Annotated in this window: 12 protein-coding genes and 1 tRNA gene; 8 read left to right on the forward strand and 5 right to left on the reverse strand. The window is 58.1% G+C overall.

Translation table 11 applies throughout. From position 1 onward, the window contains the following. Positions 1 to 29: 29 nt before the first annotated feature. The 8 genes from AC1D1M_RS23895 (at position 30) to AC1D1M_RS23930 (ending at position 10,153) form a co-directional block, all read left to right on the forward strand. A tRNA-His gene (locus tag AC1D1M_RS23895) sits at positions 30 to 105 on the forward strand. A 383-nt stretch (positions 106 to 488) separates the two neighbouring features. Beyond that, on the forward strand, positions 489 to 1,799 hold the full coding sequence (gene tig, locus AC1D1M_RS23900; protein WP_477777506.1) for a trigger factor: 1,311 nt from the start codon (positions 489 to 491) through the stop codon (positions 1,797 to 1,799). 93 nt (positions 1,800 to 1,892) lie between these two features. Next, positions 1,893 to 2,528 (forward strand): ATP-dependent Clp endopeptidase proteolytic subunit ClpP, encoded by a 636-nt coding sequence (gene clpP, locus AC1D1M_RS23905; protein ID WP_008048846.1) that lies wholly within the window; start codon positions 1,893 to 1,895, stop codon positions 2,526 to 2,528. Between the two features lie 112 nt (positions 2,529 to 2,640). Further along, complete coding sequence (clpX, locus tag AC1D1M_RS23910; protein ID WP_007982210.1) at positions 2,641 to 3,924, forward strand: ATP-dependent Clp protease ATP-binding subunit ClpX; 1,284 nt, start codon at positions 2,641 to 2,643, stop codon at positions 3,922 to 3,924. A 250-nt stretch (positions 3,925 to 4,174) separates the two neighbouring features. Then, positions 4,175 to 6,571 (forward strand): endopeptidase La, encoded by a 2,397-nt coding sequence (gene lon, locus AC1D1M_RS23915; protein ID WP_477777507.1) that lies wholly within the window; start codon positions 4,175 to 4,177, stop codon positions 6,569 to 6,571. Between the two features lie 149 nt (positions 6,572 to 6,720). Next, the gene (locus AC1D1M_RS23920; RefSeq protein WP_002552737.1) at positions 6,721 to 6,993 is read left to right on the forward strand and encodes an HU family DNA-binding protein; all 273 of its coding nucleotides are present in this window, start codon (positions 6,721 to 6,723) and stop codon (positions 6,991 to 6,993) included. Between the two features lie 233 nt (positions 6,994 to 7,226). Next, entirely contained in the window at positions 7,227 to 9,098 is a 1,872-nt protein-coding gene (locus tag AC1D1M_RS23925) for a SurA N-terminal domain-containing protein (protein WP_477777508.1), read from the forward strand. Between the two features lie 203 nt (positions 9,099 to 9,301). Beyond that, positions 9,302 to 10,153, forward strand: coding sequence for a DUF2242 domain-containing protein (locus tag AC1D1M_RS23930; RefSeq protein WP_477777509.1), 852 nt, complete (start codon positions 9,302 to 9,304; stop codon positions 10,151 to 10,153). 343 nt (positions 10,154 to 10,496) lie between these two features. On the opposite strand, the gene AC1D1M_RS23935 is transcribed toward AC1D1M_RS23930, so the two are convergent. From AC1D1M_RS23935 to AC1D1M_RS23955, 5 genes are all read right to left on the reverse strand, one after another. Beyond that, positions 10,497 to 11,537 carry an AraC family transcriptional regulator gene (locus AC1D1M_RS23935; protein WP_477777510.1) on the reverse strand — a complete coding sequence of 347 codons (1,041 nt, stop codon included), beginning with the start codon at positions 11,535 to 11,537 and terminating at the stop codon, positions 10,497 to 10,499. A gap of 3 nt (positions 11,538 to 11,540) precedes the next feature. Then, positions 11,541 to 12,671: a nitrilase-related carbon-nitrogen hydrolase gene (locus tag AC1D1M_RS23940; protein WP_477777511.1), complete on the reverse strand. Its 1,131-nt coding sequence runs from the start codon at positions 12,669 to 12,671 to the stop codon at positions 11,541 to 11,543. Positions 12,672 to 12,918: 247 nt separating this feature from the next. Next, entirely contained in the window at positions 12,919 to 14,247 is a 1,329-nt protein-coding gene (locus AC1D1M_RS23945; RefSeq protein ID WP_477777512.1) for a TolC family outer membrane protein, read from the reverse strand. A gap of 1 nt (position 14,248) precedes the next feature. Then, a complete protein-coding gene (locus tag AC1D1M_RS23950; RefSeq protein WP_477777513.1) occupies positions 14,249 to 15,589 on the reverse strand; it encodes an HlyD family type I secretion periplasmic adaptor subunit in 1,341 nt (446 codons plus the stop codon). 6 nt (positions 15,590 to 15,595) lie between these two features. Further along, positions 15,596 to 17,332 (reverse strand): type I secretion system permease/ATPase, encoded by a 1,737-nt coding sequence (locus tag AC1D1M_RS23955; protein WP_477777514.1) that lies wholly within the window; start codon positions 17,330 to 17,332, stop codon positions 15,596 to 15,598. Positions 17,333 to 17,764: the final 432 nt, after the last annotated feature.

The following is a 17,764-nucleotide window of genomic DNA, read 5'->3' on the forward strand; positions in this document are numbered from 1 at the left end:
GTTGTTTGACTTCTTTAACAGGCAATATGGTGGGCGTAGCTCAGTTGGTAGAGCACGGGATTGTGACTCCCGTTGTCGTGGGTTCGATCCCCATCGTCCACCCCATATTTCGAAAGGCGCCAGATTGAAAAGTCTGGCGCCTTTTTTGTTTCAGCGGCCGCAGGTTATGGGCTGCAGGGGCAGGGCGTTTCGTCGTATTTTTGTTTCTCGATGATGCCGTCCTGTCCGCCGGCCTTGCTTGCGAGACCGGCTGTCAGGGAAATGATTGGCGACTCATCTATATAGAAGGGTTGGCGCAGAGCCCTGGCGTGATTGGTTGTATTTGCCATCGGGGCGAGGTGCATTCGTGCATTCGCACCTATAAATTGCCTGCTGCGTTTTTACCCGTTTTCAGTAGGGTGACTTCTTGAGTTTGACCCACTAGAATGCATGCCCTTGATTCTGGGGTCGGAAACGGCCGGCTAACGTCTGTGCAACGAGGAATATCCATGCAAGTTTCTGTTGAAAATACTACTGCTCTTGAGCGCCGCATGAGCGTCACCGTGCCGGCTGAGCGCATCGAGAGCCAGGTCAACAAGCGTCTGCAGCAGACCGCCCAAAAGGCCAAGATTGCTGGCTTCCGTCCAGGCAAAGTGCCAATGAGCGAAATCAAGCGCCGTTTCGGTGCCGATGCTCGTCAGGAAGCTGTAGGCGACGTGATCCAGTCTTCCTTCTACGAAGCTGTGGTTGAGCAGAAGCTGAACCCGGCTGGTTCGCCTTCGATCGAGCCTAAATCCCTGGAAGCAGGCAAGGACCTGGAATACGTCGCTGTTTTTGAAGTGTTCCCAGAGTTCACCGTTGCCGGTTTCGAAGGTATCACCGTCGAGCGCCTGAGCGCTGACGTGGCTGATGCCGATCTGGACAAAATGCTGGAAGTCCTGCGCAAGCAGAACACCCGTTTCGAAGTGGCCGATCGCGCTGCCCAGAACGAAGACCAGCTGAACATTGATTTCGTCGGCAAGGTTGACGGTGAAGTGTTCGCTGGCGGTTCCGCCAAGGGTACTCAGTTGGTTCTGGGTTCCGGCCGCATGATCCCTGGTTTCGAAGATGGCCTGGTTGGCGCAAAAGCCGGTGAAGAACGTGTTCTGAACCTGACTTTCCCAGAGGACTATCAGAACCTGGACCTGGCTGGTAAAACCGCCGAGTTCACCGTGACCGTCAACACCGTTTCCGAGCCAAAGCTGCCAGAACTGACCGAAGAATTCTTCGCTCAATTCGGCATCAAGGAAACCGGTCTGGATGGCTTCCGTGCCGAAGTTCGCAAGAACATGGAGCGCGAGCTGCGTCAGGCGATCAAATCCAAGGTCAAGAATCAGGTAATGGACGGTCTGCTGGCCACCAACCCGATCGAAGTGCCAAAGGCTCTGCTGTCCAACGAAGTTGACCGTCTGCGCGTGCAGGCTGTCCAGCAGTTCGGCGGCAACATCAAGCCTGACCAGCTGCCGGCCGAGCTGTTCGAAGAACAAGCCAAGCGCCGTGTAGTGCTGGGCCTGATCGTGGCTGAAGTGGTCAAGCAATTCGACCTGAAGCCAGACGAAACCCGCGTTCGCGAGATGATTCAGGAAATGGCTTCGGCCTACCAGGAGCCTGAGCAGGTTGTGTCCTGGTACTACAAGAACGACCAGCAACTGAACGAAGTTCGTTCGGTTGTGCTGGAAGAGCAAGTTGTGGATACTGTTCTGCAGAAAGCTAGCGTGACCGACAAGTCGGTCTCTTACGAAGAAGCGGTCAAGCCGGTAGAAGCTCCACAAGCCGACTGATCACTTTTGCGGTAAGAAGCAAACACCATAAGCCAGCCTTCGAGCTGGCTTATGCGTATTCAAGACATAACTATTTGGGAGTGACTGCAGAGCATGTTCCGTAATTCGTATATTCAGCAGAACTCTGATATCCAGGCCGCAGGCGGCCTGGTCCCGATGGTTGTCGAGCAGTCCGCTCGTGGCGAGCGCGCCTACGACATCTACTCGCGCCTGCTCAAGGAGCGAGTGATCTTTCTGGTTGGTCCGGTAGAGGACTACATGGCCAACCTGATCTGTGCGCAACTGCTGTTCCTTGAAGCGGAAAACCCGGACAAGGACATCCATCTCTACATCAACTCCCCGGGCGGTTCGGTGACGGCGGGCATGTCGATCTACGACACCATGCAGTTCATCAAACCCAACGTGGCGACCACCTGTATCGGTCAGGCGTGCAGCATGGGCGCGTTTCTGCTGACGGCCGGTGCCCCTGGCAAGCGTTACTGCCTGCCGAACTCGCGTGTGATGATTCACCAGCCACTGGGCGGTTTCCAGGGCCAGGCGTCGGATATCGAAATCCATGCCAAGGAAATCCTCTTTATTCGTGAGCGTCTCAACACGCTGATGGCCCAGCATAGCGGGCGCACTCTTGAAGAAATCGAGCGCGATACCAACCGCGACAATTTCATGAGTGCAGAAGCTGCGCGTGAGTACGGGTTGATCGACGAAGTGATCAGCCAGCGCCCTGCTTAAAATAAGCAGCTCAAAATAGGGTTGGTCGGCGGGTCCGATCACCAGCGGGCTTGAAAAAGCCCGCAATAGCCTTCATCTTGTGTTGCAAGCCTATCGGATTTGGATCGAACGAATGACTGACACCCGCAACGGCGAGGACAACGGCAAGCTGCTCTATTGCTCCTTCTGTGGCAAAAGCCAGCATGAAGTACGCAAATTGATTGCCGGCCCCTCGGTCTTTATCTGCGACGAGTGCGTCGACCTGTGCAACGACATCATCCGCGAGGAGGTGCAGGAAGCACAGGCCGAAAGCAGCGCGCATAAATTGCCTTCGCCTAAAGAAATCAGCGGCATCCTTGATCAGTATGTGATTGGTCAGGAGCGTGCGAAAAAGGTTCTGGCCGTAGCGGTGTACAACCACTACAAGCGTCTGAACCAGCGTGACAAAAAGAATGACGACGTCGAACTCGGCAAGAGCAACATCCTGCTGATCGGCCCGACAGGCTCGGGTAAAACCCTGCTTGCCGAAACACTGGCCCGCTTGCTGAACGTTCCGTTCACGATCGCTGACGCAACCACCCTCACCGAGGCGGGTTACGTGGGTGAAGATGTCGAGAACATCATTCAGAAGCTGCTGCAGAAGTGCGATTACGACGTGGAAAAAGCCCAGATGGGTATTGTCTACATCGATGAAATCGACAAGATTTCGCGCAAGTCTGACAACCCGTCGATTACCCGGGACGTTTCCGGTGAGGGCGTGCAGCAGGCCCTGCTCAAGTTGATCGAAGGCACGGTCGCTTCCGTTCCGCCTCAAGGTGGTCGCAAGCATCCGCAGCAGGAATTCCTGCAGGTCGACACCCGTAACATCCTGTTCATCTGCGGTGGTGCGTTCTCTGGTCTGGAAAAGGTTATTCAAAACCGTTCCACCAAGGGCGGCATCGGCTTCAACGCAGAAGTGCGCAGCAAGGAAGAAGGCAAGAAAGTCGGTGAATCCCTGCGTGAAGTCGAGCCTGACGATCTGGTCAAGTTCGGTCTGATCCCGGAATTCGTCGGTCGTCTGCCGGTCCTTGCGACGCTGGACGAGCTTGACGAGGCTGCGTTGATGCAGATCCTCACCGAGCCGAAAAATGCTCTGACCAAGCAGTATGCCAAGCTGTTCGAGATGGAAGGCGTTGATCTGGAATTCCGTTCCGACGCTCTGAAATCGGTCGCCAAGCGTGCCCTGGAGCGTAAAACCGGTGCCCGTGGCCTGCGTTCGATTCTCGAAGGTGTATTGCTCGACACTATGTATGAAATCCCCTCGCAATCCGAGGTGAGTAAAGTAGTGATCGATGAAAGCGTGATAGAAGGCAAGTCCAAGCCACTGTATATCTACGAAAACAGTGAGCCGACCGCCAAGGCCGCGCCAGACGCTTAAGCGTCACGCAGCTTGAATAAAGAAGGGGCCTTCGGGCCCCTTTGCTATTGTGGGAGCCGGCCCGTAGGCGCTGGCTTGCCAGTGAAGACGGTCTTTGAAGACCTGTCCGGCCCATCGCAGCAGCTTTCGTAAGCTGCAATCTTTCAAGTGGTTCTTTTATCCGCTTGTTTTTTTCCAAAGCAGCCCCCATCTTGGTTTCAAGCTTACTTCCATCTGTTTACGGCCTTACGGCCGCCGTAGAGGCGAAATCATGAAGACAACCATCGAATTGCCTCTCCTGCCATTGCGTGATGTCGTGGTTTATCCGCACATGGTTATCCCGCTGTTCGTGGGGCGCGAGAAATCCATCGAAGCCCTCGAGGCTGCGATGACGGGTGACAAGCAGATTCTTCTGCTGGCCCAGAGAAACCCGGCTGACGACGATCCCGGTGAAGATGCCCTGTATCGCGTCGGTACAATTGCCACCGTTCTGCAGCTGCTGAAGCTGCCTGACGGAACGGTCAAGGTTCTGGTCGAGGGTGAGCAGCGGGGCGCCGTTGAGCGTTTCAGCGAAGTGGACGGCCACTGCCGTGCCGAAGTCTCCCTGATCGACGAAGTCGACGCGCCAGAGCGCGAGTCGGAAGTGTTCGTTCGCAGCCTGCTGTCTCAGTTCGAGCAATATGTGCAGTTGGGCAAGAAAGTCCCGGCTGAAGTCCTGTCGTCGCTCAACAGCATCGATGAGCCAGGCCGCCTGGTGGACACCATGGCCGCGCACATGGCCCTGAAGATCGAACAGAAGCAGGAAATCCTCGAAATCATCGATTTGTCGGCCCGGGTCGAGCACGTTCTGGCGTTGCTGGATGCCGAGATCGATCTGCTGCAAGTCGAAAAACGCATTCGCGGCCGCGTCAAAAAGCAAATGGAGCGCAGTCAGCGCGAGTACTACCTGAATGAGCAGATGAAGGCCATTCAGAAAGAGCTCGGCGACAGCGACGAAGGTCACAACGAAGTCGAAGAGCTGAAGAAGCGTATCGATGCCGCCGGCCTGCCGAAAGACGCCCTGGCCAAGGCGACGGCCGAATTGAACAAGCTCAAGCAAATGTCGCCGATGTCCGCGGAAGCGACCGTGGTGCGCTCCTACATCGACTGGCTGGTTCAGGTGCCGTGGAAGGCCCAGAGCAAGGTGCGCCTGGATCTGGCGCGTGCAGAAGACATTCTGGATGCCGACCACTACGGCCTGGAAGAAGTCAAAGAACGCATCCTCGAATACCTCGCCGTGCAAAAGCGCGTGAAGAAAATTCGTGGTCCGGTGTTGTGCCTGGTCGGTCCTCCCGGGGTGGGTAAAACGTCCCTGGCGGAGTCGATTGCTCACGCTACCAACCGCAAATTCGTGCGCATGGCCCTCGGCGGTGTACGTGATGAAGCGGAAATTCGTGGTCATCGCCGTACTTACATCGGTTCGATGCCAGGAAGATTGATTCAAAAGATGACAAAAGTGGGTGTGCGCAACCCGCTGTTCCTGCTCGATGAAATCGACAAAATGGGCAGCGATATGCGTGGCGATCCGGCATCGGCGTTGCTGGAAGTGCTCGATCCCGAGCAGAACCACAACTTCAACGATCACTATCTGGAAGTCGATTACGACCTGTCCGATGTGATGTTCCTGTGCACCTCGAACTCGATGAATATCCCGCCGGCGTTGCTGGACCGGATGGAAGTGATCCGTCTGCCGGGCTACACCGAAGACGAGAAGATCAACATCGCCGTCAAATACCTTTCGCCAAAGCAGATTGCTGCCAACGGCTTGAAGAAAGGCGAGCTGGAGTTTGACGCAGAGGCGATCCGCGACATCATTCGCTACTACACCCGTGAAGCCGGTGTGCGTGGGCTGGAGCGTCAGATTGCCAAGGTTTGCCGTAAGGCCGTCAAGGAGCACGCGCTGGAAAAACGCTTCTCGGTGAAGGTGACCGCAGACATGCTGGAGCACTTCCTGGGCGTGCGTAAATTCCGCTACGGCCTGGCCGAGCAGCAGGATCAGATCGGTCAGGTGACCGGGCTGGCGTGGACCCAGGTGGGCGGCGAACTGCTGACCATCGAAGCCGCTGTGGTGCCGGGCAAGGGCCAGTTGATCAAGACCGGTTCTTTGGGTGATGTGATGGTCGAGTCGATCACCGCCGCCTTGACTGTTGTTCGCAGTCGGGCGAAGAGCCTGGGCATTCCCCTGGACTTCCATGAGAAGCGCGACACGCACATCCACATGCCGGAAGGGGCGACTCCGAAGGACGGTCCTAGCGCCGGTGTAGGCATGTGCACGGCCCTGGTGTCGGCATTGACCGGCATTCCGGTACGCGCGGATGTCGCCATGACCGGCGAAATCACTTTGCGTGGTCAGGTGCTGGCCATTGGCGGCTTGAAAGAAAAACTGCTGGCTGCCCATCGTGGTGGAATCAAGACGGTGATCATTCCTGAAGAGAATGTGCGCGATCTCAAAGAGATTCCGGACAATATCAAGCAGGATCTACAGATTAAACCGGTTAAATGGATTGACGAGGTCCTGCAAATTGCGTTGCAATACGCGCCGGAGCCCTTGCCGGACGTGGCTCCGGAGATAGTCGCGAAGGATGAGAAGCGCGACGCAGATTCTAAGGAAAGAATTAGCACGCATTAGTACGTATTTGCCTGGGGGGCTTTCTTGACAGCTTTTTAGAGCCCTTGTTATAAAGCGGCTCTTAAGTGTCTGTAGGCCATTCAGCACTCGTTTTTGCTTTCACCAAAAAAACTTAGAATCATACTCAAATAGATATAAGGGGACTTAGAGTGAACAAGTCGGAACTGATTGATGCTATCGCTGCATCCGCTGATATCCCGAAAGCTGCTGCTGGCCGTGCGCTGGACGCTGTAATCGAATCCGTTACTGGCGCTCTCAAGGCTGGCGACTCTGTTGTTCTGGTTGGTTTCGGTACTTTCTCCGTAACTGATCGTCCAGCTCGCATTGGTCGTAACCCACAGACCGGTAAGACGCTGGAAATCGCGGCAGCCAAAAAACCAGGTTTCAAAGCCGGTAAAGCACTGAAAGAAGCTGTCAACTAAGTTCGATTCAGGTTTTTACCCATCCGGGTCGGGGTCATGCCTGACTTGGCAGCGGAGCGGCAGTCCTGACTGCAGGTCGCCGGTTCAAGACACCGAGGGTCGCCAGTTAGAGCCCTCGATCCGCTCCGCCAGTTACGAGAAGGCGCATCCTCGGATGCGCCTTTCTTCTATCCGGATTCTACCCACGCTCCACGGTTGCCTAATTTTGAAGTTCAACCGTTTCTGGGGGACGCATGCTGCAGAATATCAGGGACAATTCACAAGGCTGGATTGCCAAGACTATTATCGGGGTCATCGTTGTTCTGATGGCTTTGACCGGTTTCGACGCCATTTTCAAGGCCACGTCGCACAGTAATGATGCGGCCAAGGTCAACGGCGATGAAATCAGCCAGAACGAGCTGAGCCAGGCGGTCGATATGCAACGCCGTCAGCTCATGCAACAGCTGGGCAAGGATTTCGATGCTTCCTTGCTGGATGAAAAAATGTTGCGCGAATCGGCTCTCAAGGGCCTGATCGATCGCAAACTGCTGCTGCAAGGCGCAGAAAACTCGAAATTCGCTTTTTCCGAAGCGGCACTTGATCAGGTCATCCTGCAAACACCAGAGTTTCAGGTTGATGGCAAGTTCAGCTCCGAGCGTTTCGACCAGGTGATTCGCCAACTCGGCTATAGCCGCATGCAATTCCGCCAGATGCTGGCTCAGGAAATGCTGATTGGTCAGCTGCGTGCCGGTCTGGCAGGTAGCGGTTTCGTGACCGATGCACAGGTACTGGCGTTTGCCCGTCTGGAAAAACAGACCCGCGATTTCGCCTCCCTGAACATCAAGGCCGACCCGGCGGCTGTGAAACTGACCGACGATGAGGTCAAGGCCTATTACGACGAACACGCCAAGGAGTTCATGACGCCGGATCAGGTGGTCATCGATTACCTCGAGCTGAAAAAGGCCTCGTTCTTCGATCAGGTCAGCGTCAACGACGAAGACCTGCAAGCGGCCTATCAGAAAGAAATCGCGAACCTGTCCGAGCAACGCCGGGCTGCGCACATTCTGATTGAAGTGAACGACAAGACTACCGAGGCACAAGCCAAGGCGAAGATCGAAGAGATCCAGGCCCGTCTGGCCAAGGGCGAGAAATTCGAGGCGCTGGCCAAGGAATTCTCCCAGGATCCGGGTTCGGCGAACAACGGCGGTGACCTGGGTTATGCCGGTCCTGGCGTCTACGACCCTGCGTTCGAAAAAGCCCTGTATTCGTTGACCATGGACCAGGTCTCGGGGCCGGTTCGCACCGACTTCGGTTTCCACCTGATCAAGTTGTTGGGTGTTGAAGCGCCAGAAGTGCCAACGTTTGCCAGCCTGAAAGACAAGCTGACCCGTGGTCTGAAAACCCAACAGGTCGAGCAGCGTTTCGTTGAGGCGAGCAAGCAACTGGAAGACGCCTCGTTCGAAGCGTCCGATCTGGCTCAGCCAGCGCAGGACCTGAAACTGACCGTCCAAACGTCCAAGCCGTTCGGCCGTGAAGGCGGTGAGGGTATTGCAGCCAACCGTGCCGTGATCACTGCGGCGTTCAGCCCGGAAGTCCTGGATGAGGGCGCGAACAGCACCGCCATCGAACTCGATCCGGAAACCGTGGTCGTGTTGCGTGCCAAGGAACACCTGAAGCCTTCGCAATTGCCGCTGGAAAGCGTTTCTGCCGCGATCCGCGTGCAATTGGCCAAGGAGCACGCCAGCGCCGATGCCAAGACCAGGGCTGAAGCCCTGATTGCCAGCCTGCGCGACGGCAAGACCCCGCTGGATCGGGCGGTCGATGGCCAGGCCTGGAAAGTCACTGAAGCGGCAACCCGCGCTCAGGAAGGGGTCGACCCTGCTGTGCTGCAAGCGCTGTTCCGCATGGCGAAGCCAGCGGCCAAGGACAAGCCGACCTTCACCAGCGTGACGCTGGCTGATGGCAGCCTGATGATCGTGCGCCTCAATGGCGTGAACGAAGCAGCGGCACCGACCGAGGAAGAGAAATCACAGTATCGTCGCTACCTCGCTTCCCGCATCGGCCAGCAAGACTTTGCGGCTTATCGCAAGCAGCTGGAAAGCCAGGCGGACATCAAGCGTTACTGATGCCTGACCAGGTTTAGCGCTGCACAGGAGACCCCGGCCGAAATGCCGGGGTCTTTTTGTTTGGCCGTACGTCATTTGCCGCGGTGACTTTTCCGTAAAACCGGGGTCAATCAGCCTGTAACCGTTTTAAGACACGATCGATGCTCCGCTAAGCATCGATCTGTTGCACAATATGCCCCGAACCGTTTTCCTCAGGATGTTCAATGTTTAAATCACTTCCCATGCGGGTTGTCGGGCTGGCAGCCGTGCTTGCCACTGCGGCCGGTTGTTCATCGAACAAGGCCGCCATCTACGAGCATGAGAACTTCGACGATTCCGGAACCTTTTCCCGCAACTATCCGGTCACCGATACCCAGAGCTGTGAAGCCGCCCGTCGCGCCTTGCTCAGCCAGGGTTACATTATCACCAGCAACGATTCGAAGCTGGTCAGCGGTCACAAGAGCTTCCAGCAGACCGGTGAGAACCACATGGAGATCAGCTTCAGTGTGGTCTGTACCGATGACGGCAGCGAAGGGCATCACGCGACCGTATTCGCCAACGCCCTGCAGGATCGTTACGCACTGAAGAAAACCAACAACTCCGCCAGTCTCGGTGTGGGTGTGTTGGGCTCGGTGTCGATGCCGATCGGCTCCTCCGATGACTCGATGGTCAAGGTCGCCAGCGAAACCGTATCGTCCGCCAAGTTCTACGAGCGTTTCTTCGCACTGGTCGAGCTGTTCCTGCCGCCGGAAGCGAAAAAGGCTGCGCACATCCCCGAAAAGCCGAAAACAGACCTGGGCATGCCTGAAGCCAAGGCTGCACCGGCACCGCTGGCACCTGCCCCGGCAGCGGTACCCGCTACACAGCCTGCTGCAGCTGCCCCTGCACCTGTACCAGTTGAAGCGGCGCCTGCGGCTTCCGAGCCGATTGCCCCGCCTCCTGAAGCGGCGCCGATCACGCCGACCGGGAGTGTAGCGCCTGCACCGTCCCTGGAAATCGTCACGCCACCGGCGAACCCGAGTGACTTGCCACCGCCGAGCGAACCCATTCCGGCGATACCTGTCTCCGGCCAGTGAGGGTGATACCACAGGATCGGATCAGATGACCCGATCCTGTGACCACCCCAATGATTGACCCGCATCAAGCAAGCCCGCTGTTCTGCGATCTCCCGCGAAAAAACCAATGATAAATTCCTGACCAACTGCTACGTTTTATTCAGTAGCGACAGAGTGTCGTATCCGCGTCATTTTTCTTTCACGCGGGCACTTTATGCTCAAGGGATTGGTCATTTATTCAGACGTTTTTCAATAAGGGTTGGGGGATTCAAAAATGGACGATTATCAAGAAGAGCTGCTCGAGTACCAGGCATTCGAACTGGACCCATTGGAGCCGGCGGAAGACGCTACCGAGTTGTAAGCATCAGGCGGATTGGCGATGGCTGCGGCGAAATTCGCCGGGTGTCTGCCCGTTCCAGCGTTTGAATGCGCGTTGAAACGCTTCGGCTGAGGCAAAGCCCAACAGGTAGGCGATCTCTCCGAACGCCAGTTCGGTGTCGCGTATGTAAGTCATCGCCAGGTCACGACGGGTGTCGTTGAGAATCGCACGAAATTGTGTGCCTTCATCGGCGAGCTTGCGGCGCAAGGTCCAGGTGGGCAGCTTCAGGCGTGCCGCCACCTCTTGCAGGTCAGGCTCCCGGCCACCACTGAGCAACGGTCCCAGCAGCGCAATGATGCGCTCACGCAGGCTACGGGTGCGTGTCAGTTGTTCCAGTTCCCGCTCACACAGTTGCAGCAAATGTCGCCAGGTGCTCGGGCAATGCTCGGGGTTGCGCTGGGCGAGACTTGCCAGGCTCAAGCGCAGTTGATTGCGCTCGCCGCCAAATTGAATCGGACAGTCACCCAAAACGTCATAGGCCGCGCGGTAGCCGGGTTCTTCGAATTCGATCTCGATGCGTTCGGCGCGCAGCGGGGCAGGGCTGACACTGGATAATTGCTGCAACCAGCCGGCGATGATCGAATCCACCACGAAGCGGTTGTAGGCGTTATAGGGGCTGATCGAATAGAAACGCAGCCAGGCGCCCTGGGCGTCTTCGTGAAAGCTTGATTGACCCCGATAATTCGAACCATACAAGGCTTCGAACCGAATCAGGCAGCGCGCGGCTTCGCGTACGGTCGGCGCCTGGGCGGCGGTGACCCCTGCGAGGCCTGCCTGACACAGGCGACTGAGGTGGCCCATGCGCAAGCCAAGGGCCGGGTTGTCGGTCAGCTGAATGGCGCTGTGGCCCAGGCGCATGTAGCGCGGTATCGACAACCGGGCACCGGCTTCGCTCAGGCGCGCTGCATCGAGGCCGTATTGATCGAGCAGCGGCTGCGGATCGACGCCATGACTGCGCACGGCATCGGCCAGGCTATGAACAAAGCCCACCGACAGATCGCCGAGGCGCATCGGCTGCGGTTTCATGGCTTACAACCAGAGGTTCAGCAAACGCGCACCCTGGGCGTTGCCGTCGGCAAAGTGCTGGCCGTTGCTGCTGAGGAAACTGTGTCCGGCGCTGCCCTGATCCCAGAACTGGCCCCGCAGGAACACACTCATGCCAGCGACAGCCTGACTGACCGGTATCTGGGTCGTGAGGGTCAGGCGCTGCCAGGCCTGGCCTTCACTGACTTCTCCAGGCTTCAAGTTGACCGAGGCCGGCTCCGGCGAACCCCTGTAGCCACGCCACGGTTGATCCCAGGTTCCACGGCCGGTCACAAAGGCCGGTACTGCAACCAGCTTTACGCTTTGGTCGTTGAGCTTGAGGTAGTTTTCCGGGTACCAGCTGTCGTGGCCGATCAATACGCCCAGCCTTCCTGCGGGGGTATCAACGACGTTGAGCGAGTGCTCGCCGTTCGCCTTGATCCCGTTCTGTTCTGCGAAGAACGGGTGCATCTGGCGCTGGGGCTGGCCGATCGGCAGGCCTTCGCTGTTGAACACCACGCTGCTGTTATACAGCGCGCCGCGGCCGATTTTCAGGGTGCCGTCGATGATGCTCGGTTCGGGCAGCACGATGGAGCCCGCCACCAGTGTTACGTGGAATTCCCTGGCCAGCCCTCCGAACAATGCCTGGTAGTCTCTGGCCATCGCCTTGGCTTTCATGCGCAGGTGGGCATCGTCCAGACGGTTGCCACCCTCGGCGCTGATCAACGCCTTGGCGAACTTCAGGGGATTGCTCACCGCCAGCCAGTTCATGGCCTCCTTGAGGGTGCTGGCCTGATACAACTCATCCTTCTCGCCACTGACCATCAGCCATGTACCGACGTGTTCCGGCAACACCACGACGGTCTTGCCGTTCAACAAACCCTGGTCCCGGGCTGCTTGCAGATAGGCCGCGAGCTTGCGGTGCAAGCGCTCGGGACTTTGATAATCGGTAGGAAACAGTTCGGGCTGGATGCCCAACAGATTGCCACGGTCCGCAGGCGTACCCTGGTCGACAGCCAGGTTGATCCGCAGGTCTGAAAGGTAATGACCCACCGGCCGGTCCGCGGCCCACATCGCGTAGGTCGTGAAGGCGGCGAGCAATGCCATGGAGAATGTCAGGTACAAAAGTTTGCGCATGGGGAAACAGTTTACAGCCTGGAGCTGGGCGTGGCTTTTCATTTGGAACTGGATCGAGCATAAAAGGAATCAAGGGCTTAGTGGGCAAATTTCAACGTTGACGGTTTTTTCGCTGGCGGCTGCCTTTCTGCGCCGAGATGCAGCGATGAATGAACGGGTTAAACGAGAGGCGCATTGACTGGGTGGGGATCATGGGAGGAAAACGCCGGTCAGCCATCATTTGGCTCGACCGGCCGGCAGGTGAACGTTATTTGGTGACCAGCAGTTCCGGGCCGAGGTAGTCGTTGATCTGGTTGATATCGTCGTCGCCCAGGCTGCCCACCGATGAGGCCAGGCGCAGGCGCGACATCAAATAGCGCAATTTGGCATCGAACAGATCGTGGCGCGCAACGAAGAGCAGCTCTTCGGCATTGAGGACGTCCGAGTTGGTGCTGGTGCCGCCCTCTTTGAAGCCCTTGCGTGTCGATGCCAGCGAGCGTTCGTTGGACTCCACTGCCTTCTCCAGCGCGCGAATGCGTTTGGCGCCGCTCAGTATGCCTTGATACTCACGGGTGGTTTCGGTGATGACTTCCTGTCGCGCGGCGTCGAGTTCGTCTATGGCCTTATCGCTATTGGCACTGGCCTGGCGTGTCAACGCGCTGACGCCGCCACCGCTGTACAGTGGGATATTGACTTCCAGCCCGATTGAACCGTAGTGGTTGCGTTGATTCAACTCGGAGAGTGACTGGCTCTCACCCGCGGTGTAGCCGGCAATGAAATCCAGTGTTGGCCAGTGGCCAGCCCTGGCACGCTTCACTTCTTCTGCTGCGAGGTCGCTGCTATAACGGCGCGCATGGATCAGCGGGCTATCGGTCTGGGCTTTGACCAACCAGTCCTGCAGGTTGCTCGGTAGCAGCGGTGGTGTATCGAAGCTCGGGCGCAAGGTGGTCAGTGACTCCGGGGTTTCACCGATATATTCCTCAAGCTTGCGGCGCGCGTTGATCAGGTTGTCTTGCGCTTCGATCAGCTCGGCGTCAGCGAGGTCGCGGCGAGCGGCCGACTCGTCGATGTCGGTGACGGTGCCGGCCCCCAGCTCCATGCGCCGCTTCGCCGAAGCGAGTTGCTCTTCGAAGGCGGTCAGCTTGGACTTGGCCAGGACGATGGTTTCGCTGGCCAGGAGCACATCGAAATAGCTTTCGGACAAGCGCACCGCGGCGTCCTGGGTCTTGGCATCGAATACCGCGTCGCTGTAGTCGGCACGCTGCTGACCCTGGCGGTATTCGGCCATCTTCTGTTTGTTGAACAGCGGCTGGCGCAGGCGCACGTTAGCGCCCTTGGAGTCGTAGTGGAGATCTCTGTCGATGTTGTTCTGGCTTTGGGAGCCATTGACCTTGTTGTGGTAGCCCGAGGCATTGATCTGCGGTAGCAGGCCGGCCTTGCCGATGGCGCGGTTTTCCTCGCCAGCCTCTTTTTCATGCACGGAGGCCTGGTAGATAGGGCCCTGGAACTGCAACAGATCCCAGGCTTGCTTGAGGTCCATGGCGTTGGCCGGCAGGGCCAACCCCAGCAGGCAGAAGAGCAGGCAACGTCGTTCCATCTCATTGTTCCTTGAATGAGCTGTCCACACGATCGAGCATTGGTTTAAGAAGATAGCTGATCATGTTGCGTTCGCCGGTCTTTATGGTGACGCTGGCGGGCATGCCGGGGCGAATGTGATTGCTGCCAAGCAGGCCCATGCCATCGGGCGTGACCTCCACCTGAGCCAGATAGAACGGTTGCTTGCTTTCCTCGTCCATCAGGCGGTCGGCGGAAATGGTCTTCACGCGGCCGGGGATGTTTGGCGTCTTGGCGTGGTTGAAAGCCGGGAAGGAAATGTCCACGGGCAGGCCGGGGACCATCTTGTCGATGGCCTGCACGGGAATCATCGCGTCGACCTGCAGCGGTTCGTTGACCGGAACGATTTCCATGATCTTGAAGCCGGGCTGAATGATCCCGCCGACGGTGGCAATGCTCAGGCCCTGGACCATGCCATCGATCGGCGAACGAATCACCGTGTGGGTCACTTCATAGTCGAGCGAGCGCAAGCGGTCGGCCAGAGTGGTGTTTTCCTTGGCGGTTTCAGTCAGCTGCGATTCGACTTCCTTCAGGTAATCGTGCTGGCGCTGCAGGATGCGCAGCTTGATTTCGGTGGTCTGGCTACGCACGCGGGCGATGTTGTTGAGGTTCTCGGCCTGGCCGGCGGAGAGTTCGGCATTGCTGCGTTCCAGCTCAAGCAGGCGGTTGCGCGGCACATAGCCTTCGGCCGTCAGCACGCGGGTGCCTTGCAGTTCCTGGTTGAGGAAGCTGATCTGCGAGGCGCGGGCGCTATAGACCTGCTGCAGTCCCTTGAGCTGCACTGCCGAGGCTGCCAGGTTTTCCTGCAGGATGCTGATTTCACCAGCGAGTCCGGCGCGCCGGGTATCCAGCAGGCGCTGTTGCAGGTCCATGGCGGCCTCCAGGCGGTGGTCGTCCTTGAAGCGCTTGAGCAACTCGGGATCGAAGTTCACCACGTCGCGGCCGTCACGTTCCGCTTCCAGGCGGTTTTCCACGGTCTTGCTGACGATGTACTGGGCGCTGACCGCACCCTCTTCGGCAGCGGCACGCAACGAGTCGAGGCGGACCACCTCCTGACCTTTTGTCACTAGATCGCCTTCGCGAACGAGAATGGCCTCCACGGTACCGCCGGAGAGGTGCTGCACGGCTTTGCGATTGTTGGTGACTTTGACCGTGCCTGTCGCTACTACACCGGCATCCAGCGGCGCCAGCCAGGACCACAGGAGGAAGCCGCCGAAGCCGGCGAGCACCAGCCACACGCCCCATCGCGCGGGTTTACCGACGTCCAGATCTACCATGCTCCTGGTATCGGCTTTGATCATCTCGGTGTGTTGGCTCATTTGCATGATCGGTCACTCCCGTGCTTTGACGGAGGCCAGAGGGGTCGACGCGCCTGCAGGCATTACAGCGGCCTTGCGTAGCGCTGCGAATACTTCATCGCGCGTGCCGAGCATCTGCACGCCGCCGTCGCGCAGCATCAGCACCTTATCGACGGCGCAGAGTACGTTGGGACGGTGGGAAATCAGAATGACGGTGGCGCCGCGGCCCTTGAGTTCGGCCAGCGCATCGACCAAGGCCTTTTCGCCGACGTCGTCTAGGTTGGCGTTCGGCTCATCCAGCACGATCAGATTGGGTTCGCCATACAACGCGCGGGCCAAGGCGATGCGTTGCTTCTGGCCACCGGAAAGCGGGCTGCCATCGGTGCCCAGGCGGGTGTCATAACCCTGCGGGAAACGCAGGATCATCTCGTGCACGCCAGTGATCTTGGCGGCGCGGATGACCGCTTCGCTGTCCACTTCACCAAAGCGCGCAATGTTGTCGGCGATGTTGCCCTCGAACAGCTCCACGTCCTGCGGCAGGTAGCCGAGCCAGGGGCCAAGTTCGCCCTTGTTCCAGGTGAATATGTCCGCGCCGTCCAGGCGCACCTTGCCGGCCTGCGCCGGCCAGACGCCAACCAGCAGGCGGGCGAGGGTGGATTTGCCCGAGGCGGATGGACCGATAATGCCAAGGCTTTCGCCGGGGACAAGGCTGAAGCCCACCCCGCGCAGAATCGTGTTGTTGGTACCGGGGGCACCGGCATACACATTTTCCACTGCCAGCATGCCCATCGGCCGCTGCAGCGACATGCTCGGTGGCCGGCGCGGATAGTCGTGCAGCATTTCGTTAAGCCGGCCCCAGGCCGAACGGCAGCCGAGCAATTGCTTCCACGACGCGATGACCTGTTCCACCGGGCCCAGTGCGCGGCCGGTGAGGATCGAGCAGGCAATCATCATCCCCGGGGTGATCTTGCCTTCGATCGCCAGCAGCGCACCGGCACCGAGGATCAACGACTGCAAGGTGATACGCACGAAGCGGCCGGTGCTGCTGATCAAAGCGGCGCGGTCGGAGGCCAGGGTCTGCATTTCCAGAATGCGCAAATGGCTTTGGAACCAGCGCTTGCTGATCGACGGCAGCATGCCCATGGCCTCGATGACCTCGGCGTTGCGCAGGTTGTTGTTGGCGTATTGGGCGGAGGAGAGGGCAGCCTGATTGGCTTCGGACAGCGGCTTCTGCGTCGCCTTCTCGGTGAGCCAGGCCAGGGCCACCAGAATCAGTGAGCCGATCAGGGTGAGCAGTCCGAGCAGTGGGTGGATCAGATAGGCGACCAGCAGGTAGATCGGCGTCCACGGTGCATCGAAGAAGGCGAACAGGGAATTGCCGGTGACGAACTGACGAACCTGGGCGAGATCTTGCAGTGCCTGGGCCGGATTGCCTCCGGCGCGGCTCAGGTTGCGCTCGAATGCCGCGGTGAAAATGCGTCGGTTGAGGTCCATGTCGAGGCAGTTGCCGACCCGGATCAGTACGCGGGTGCGGACCATTTCCAACGTGGACATCAGCAAGAACAGACCTACCACCAGCACAGTCAACATCGCCAGCGTTGTGACGTTGCGACTGACCAGGGCTCGATCATAGACCTGCAGCATATAAACGGCTGGCGTCAACATCATGACGTTTATGACGCCGCTGAACCCTGCCAGCAAGTAAAAACTGCGGCGCATACGAAAGAGCGCGTCGGCCAGTTCGGAACGGATGCTCGACTGCTTGGGCATGTTGGTCCTCCCACTACGAAAAGCCGGTTGCCCTTGTGGCGCAACAGCTAACGGTAAATGTAGTTCCGTAAACAGCTTATGGACACGCAGGCTGGTCGCTCTATGGATGGCGAGTCTTCCGAAATCGCTGCGTTGCTCCCTTATGCAGCAGCGTAGGTGGCGGTGAAACAGTTAGAAATAACATTTCGCTCTATACCTGCACTCAACTTTCTATATGTCTTTTAAAAACAGCTAGTTGAGCTGCCAAGCACCGGTCTTCTGTTTTAGTGACGTTAAATTGACAAAGATTTGCTATGGAACTTTAGTCTTATGTTATCGGGAGTCCGCCCGCTGAAGCTTGCCATCGCTTTGGCAATGCAAGGCACGGTGATTCTCCCGAGAGGAGCCGAATCATGTCGTTCATTTCGTTCATTTGCAGAGGAAAGGGACTGT

The sequence above is a fragment of the Pseudomonas sp. P1_F7 genome, assembly GCF_056405655.1.

Excerpts from the sequence above, each read along its gene's own strand:
- clpX (WP_007982210.1), top strand. The coding sequence starts at position 2,641 with ATGACTGACACCCGCAACGGCGAGGACAACGGCAAGCTGCTCTATTGC.
- AC1D1M_RS23955 (WP_477777514.1), bottom strand. The coding sequence starts at position 17,332 with ATGCCCAAGCAGTCGAGCATCCGTTCCGAACTGGCCGACGCGCTCTTT.
- AC1D1M_RS23925 (WP_477777508.1), top strand. The coding sequence starts at position 7,227 with ATGCTGCAGAATATCAGGGACAATTCACAAGGCTGGATTGCCAAGACT.
- tig (WP_477777506.1), top strand. The coding sequence starts at position 489 with ATGCAAGTTTCTGTTGAAAATACTACTGCTCTTGAGCGCCGCATGAGC.
- lon (WP_477777507.1), top strand. The coding sequence starts at position 4,175 with ATGAAGACAACCATCGAATTGCCTCTCCTGCCATTGCGTGATGTCGTG.
- clpP (WP_008048846.1), top strand. The coding sequence starts at position 1,893 with ATGTTCCGTAATTCGTATATTCAGCAGAACTCTGATATCCAGGCCGCA.
- AC1D1M_RS23935 (WP_477777510.1), bottom strand. The coding sequence starts at position 11,537 with ATGAAACCGCAGCCGATGCGCCTCGGCGATCTGTCGGTGGGCTTTGTT.
- AC1D1M_RS23940 (WP_477777511.1), bottom strand. The coding sequence starts at position 12,671 with ATGCGCAAACTTTTGTACCTGACATTCTCCATGGCATTGCTCGCCGCC.
- AC1D1M_RS23945 (WP_477777512.1), bottom strand. The coding sequence starts at position 14,247 with ATGGAACGACGTTGCCTGCTCTTCTGCCTGCTGGGGTTGGCCCTGCCG.
- AC1D1M_RS23950 (WP_477777513.1), bottom strand. The coding sequence starts at position 15,589 with ATGCAAATGAGCCAACACACCGAGATGATCAAAGCCGATACCAGGAGC.
- AC1D1M_RS23930 (WP_477777509.1), top strand. The coding sequence starts at position 9,302 with ATGTTTAAATCACTTCCCATGCGGGTTGTCGGGCTGGCAGCCGTGCTT.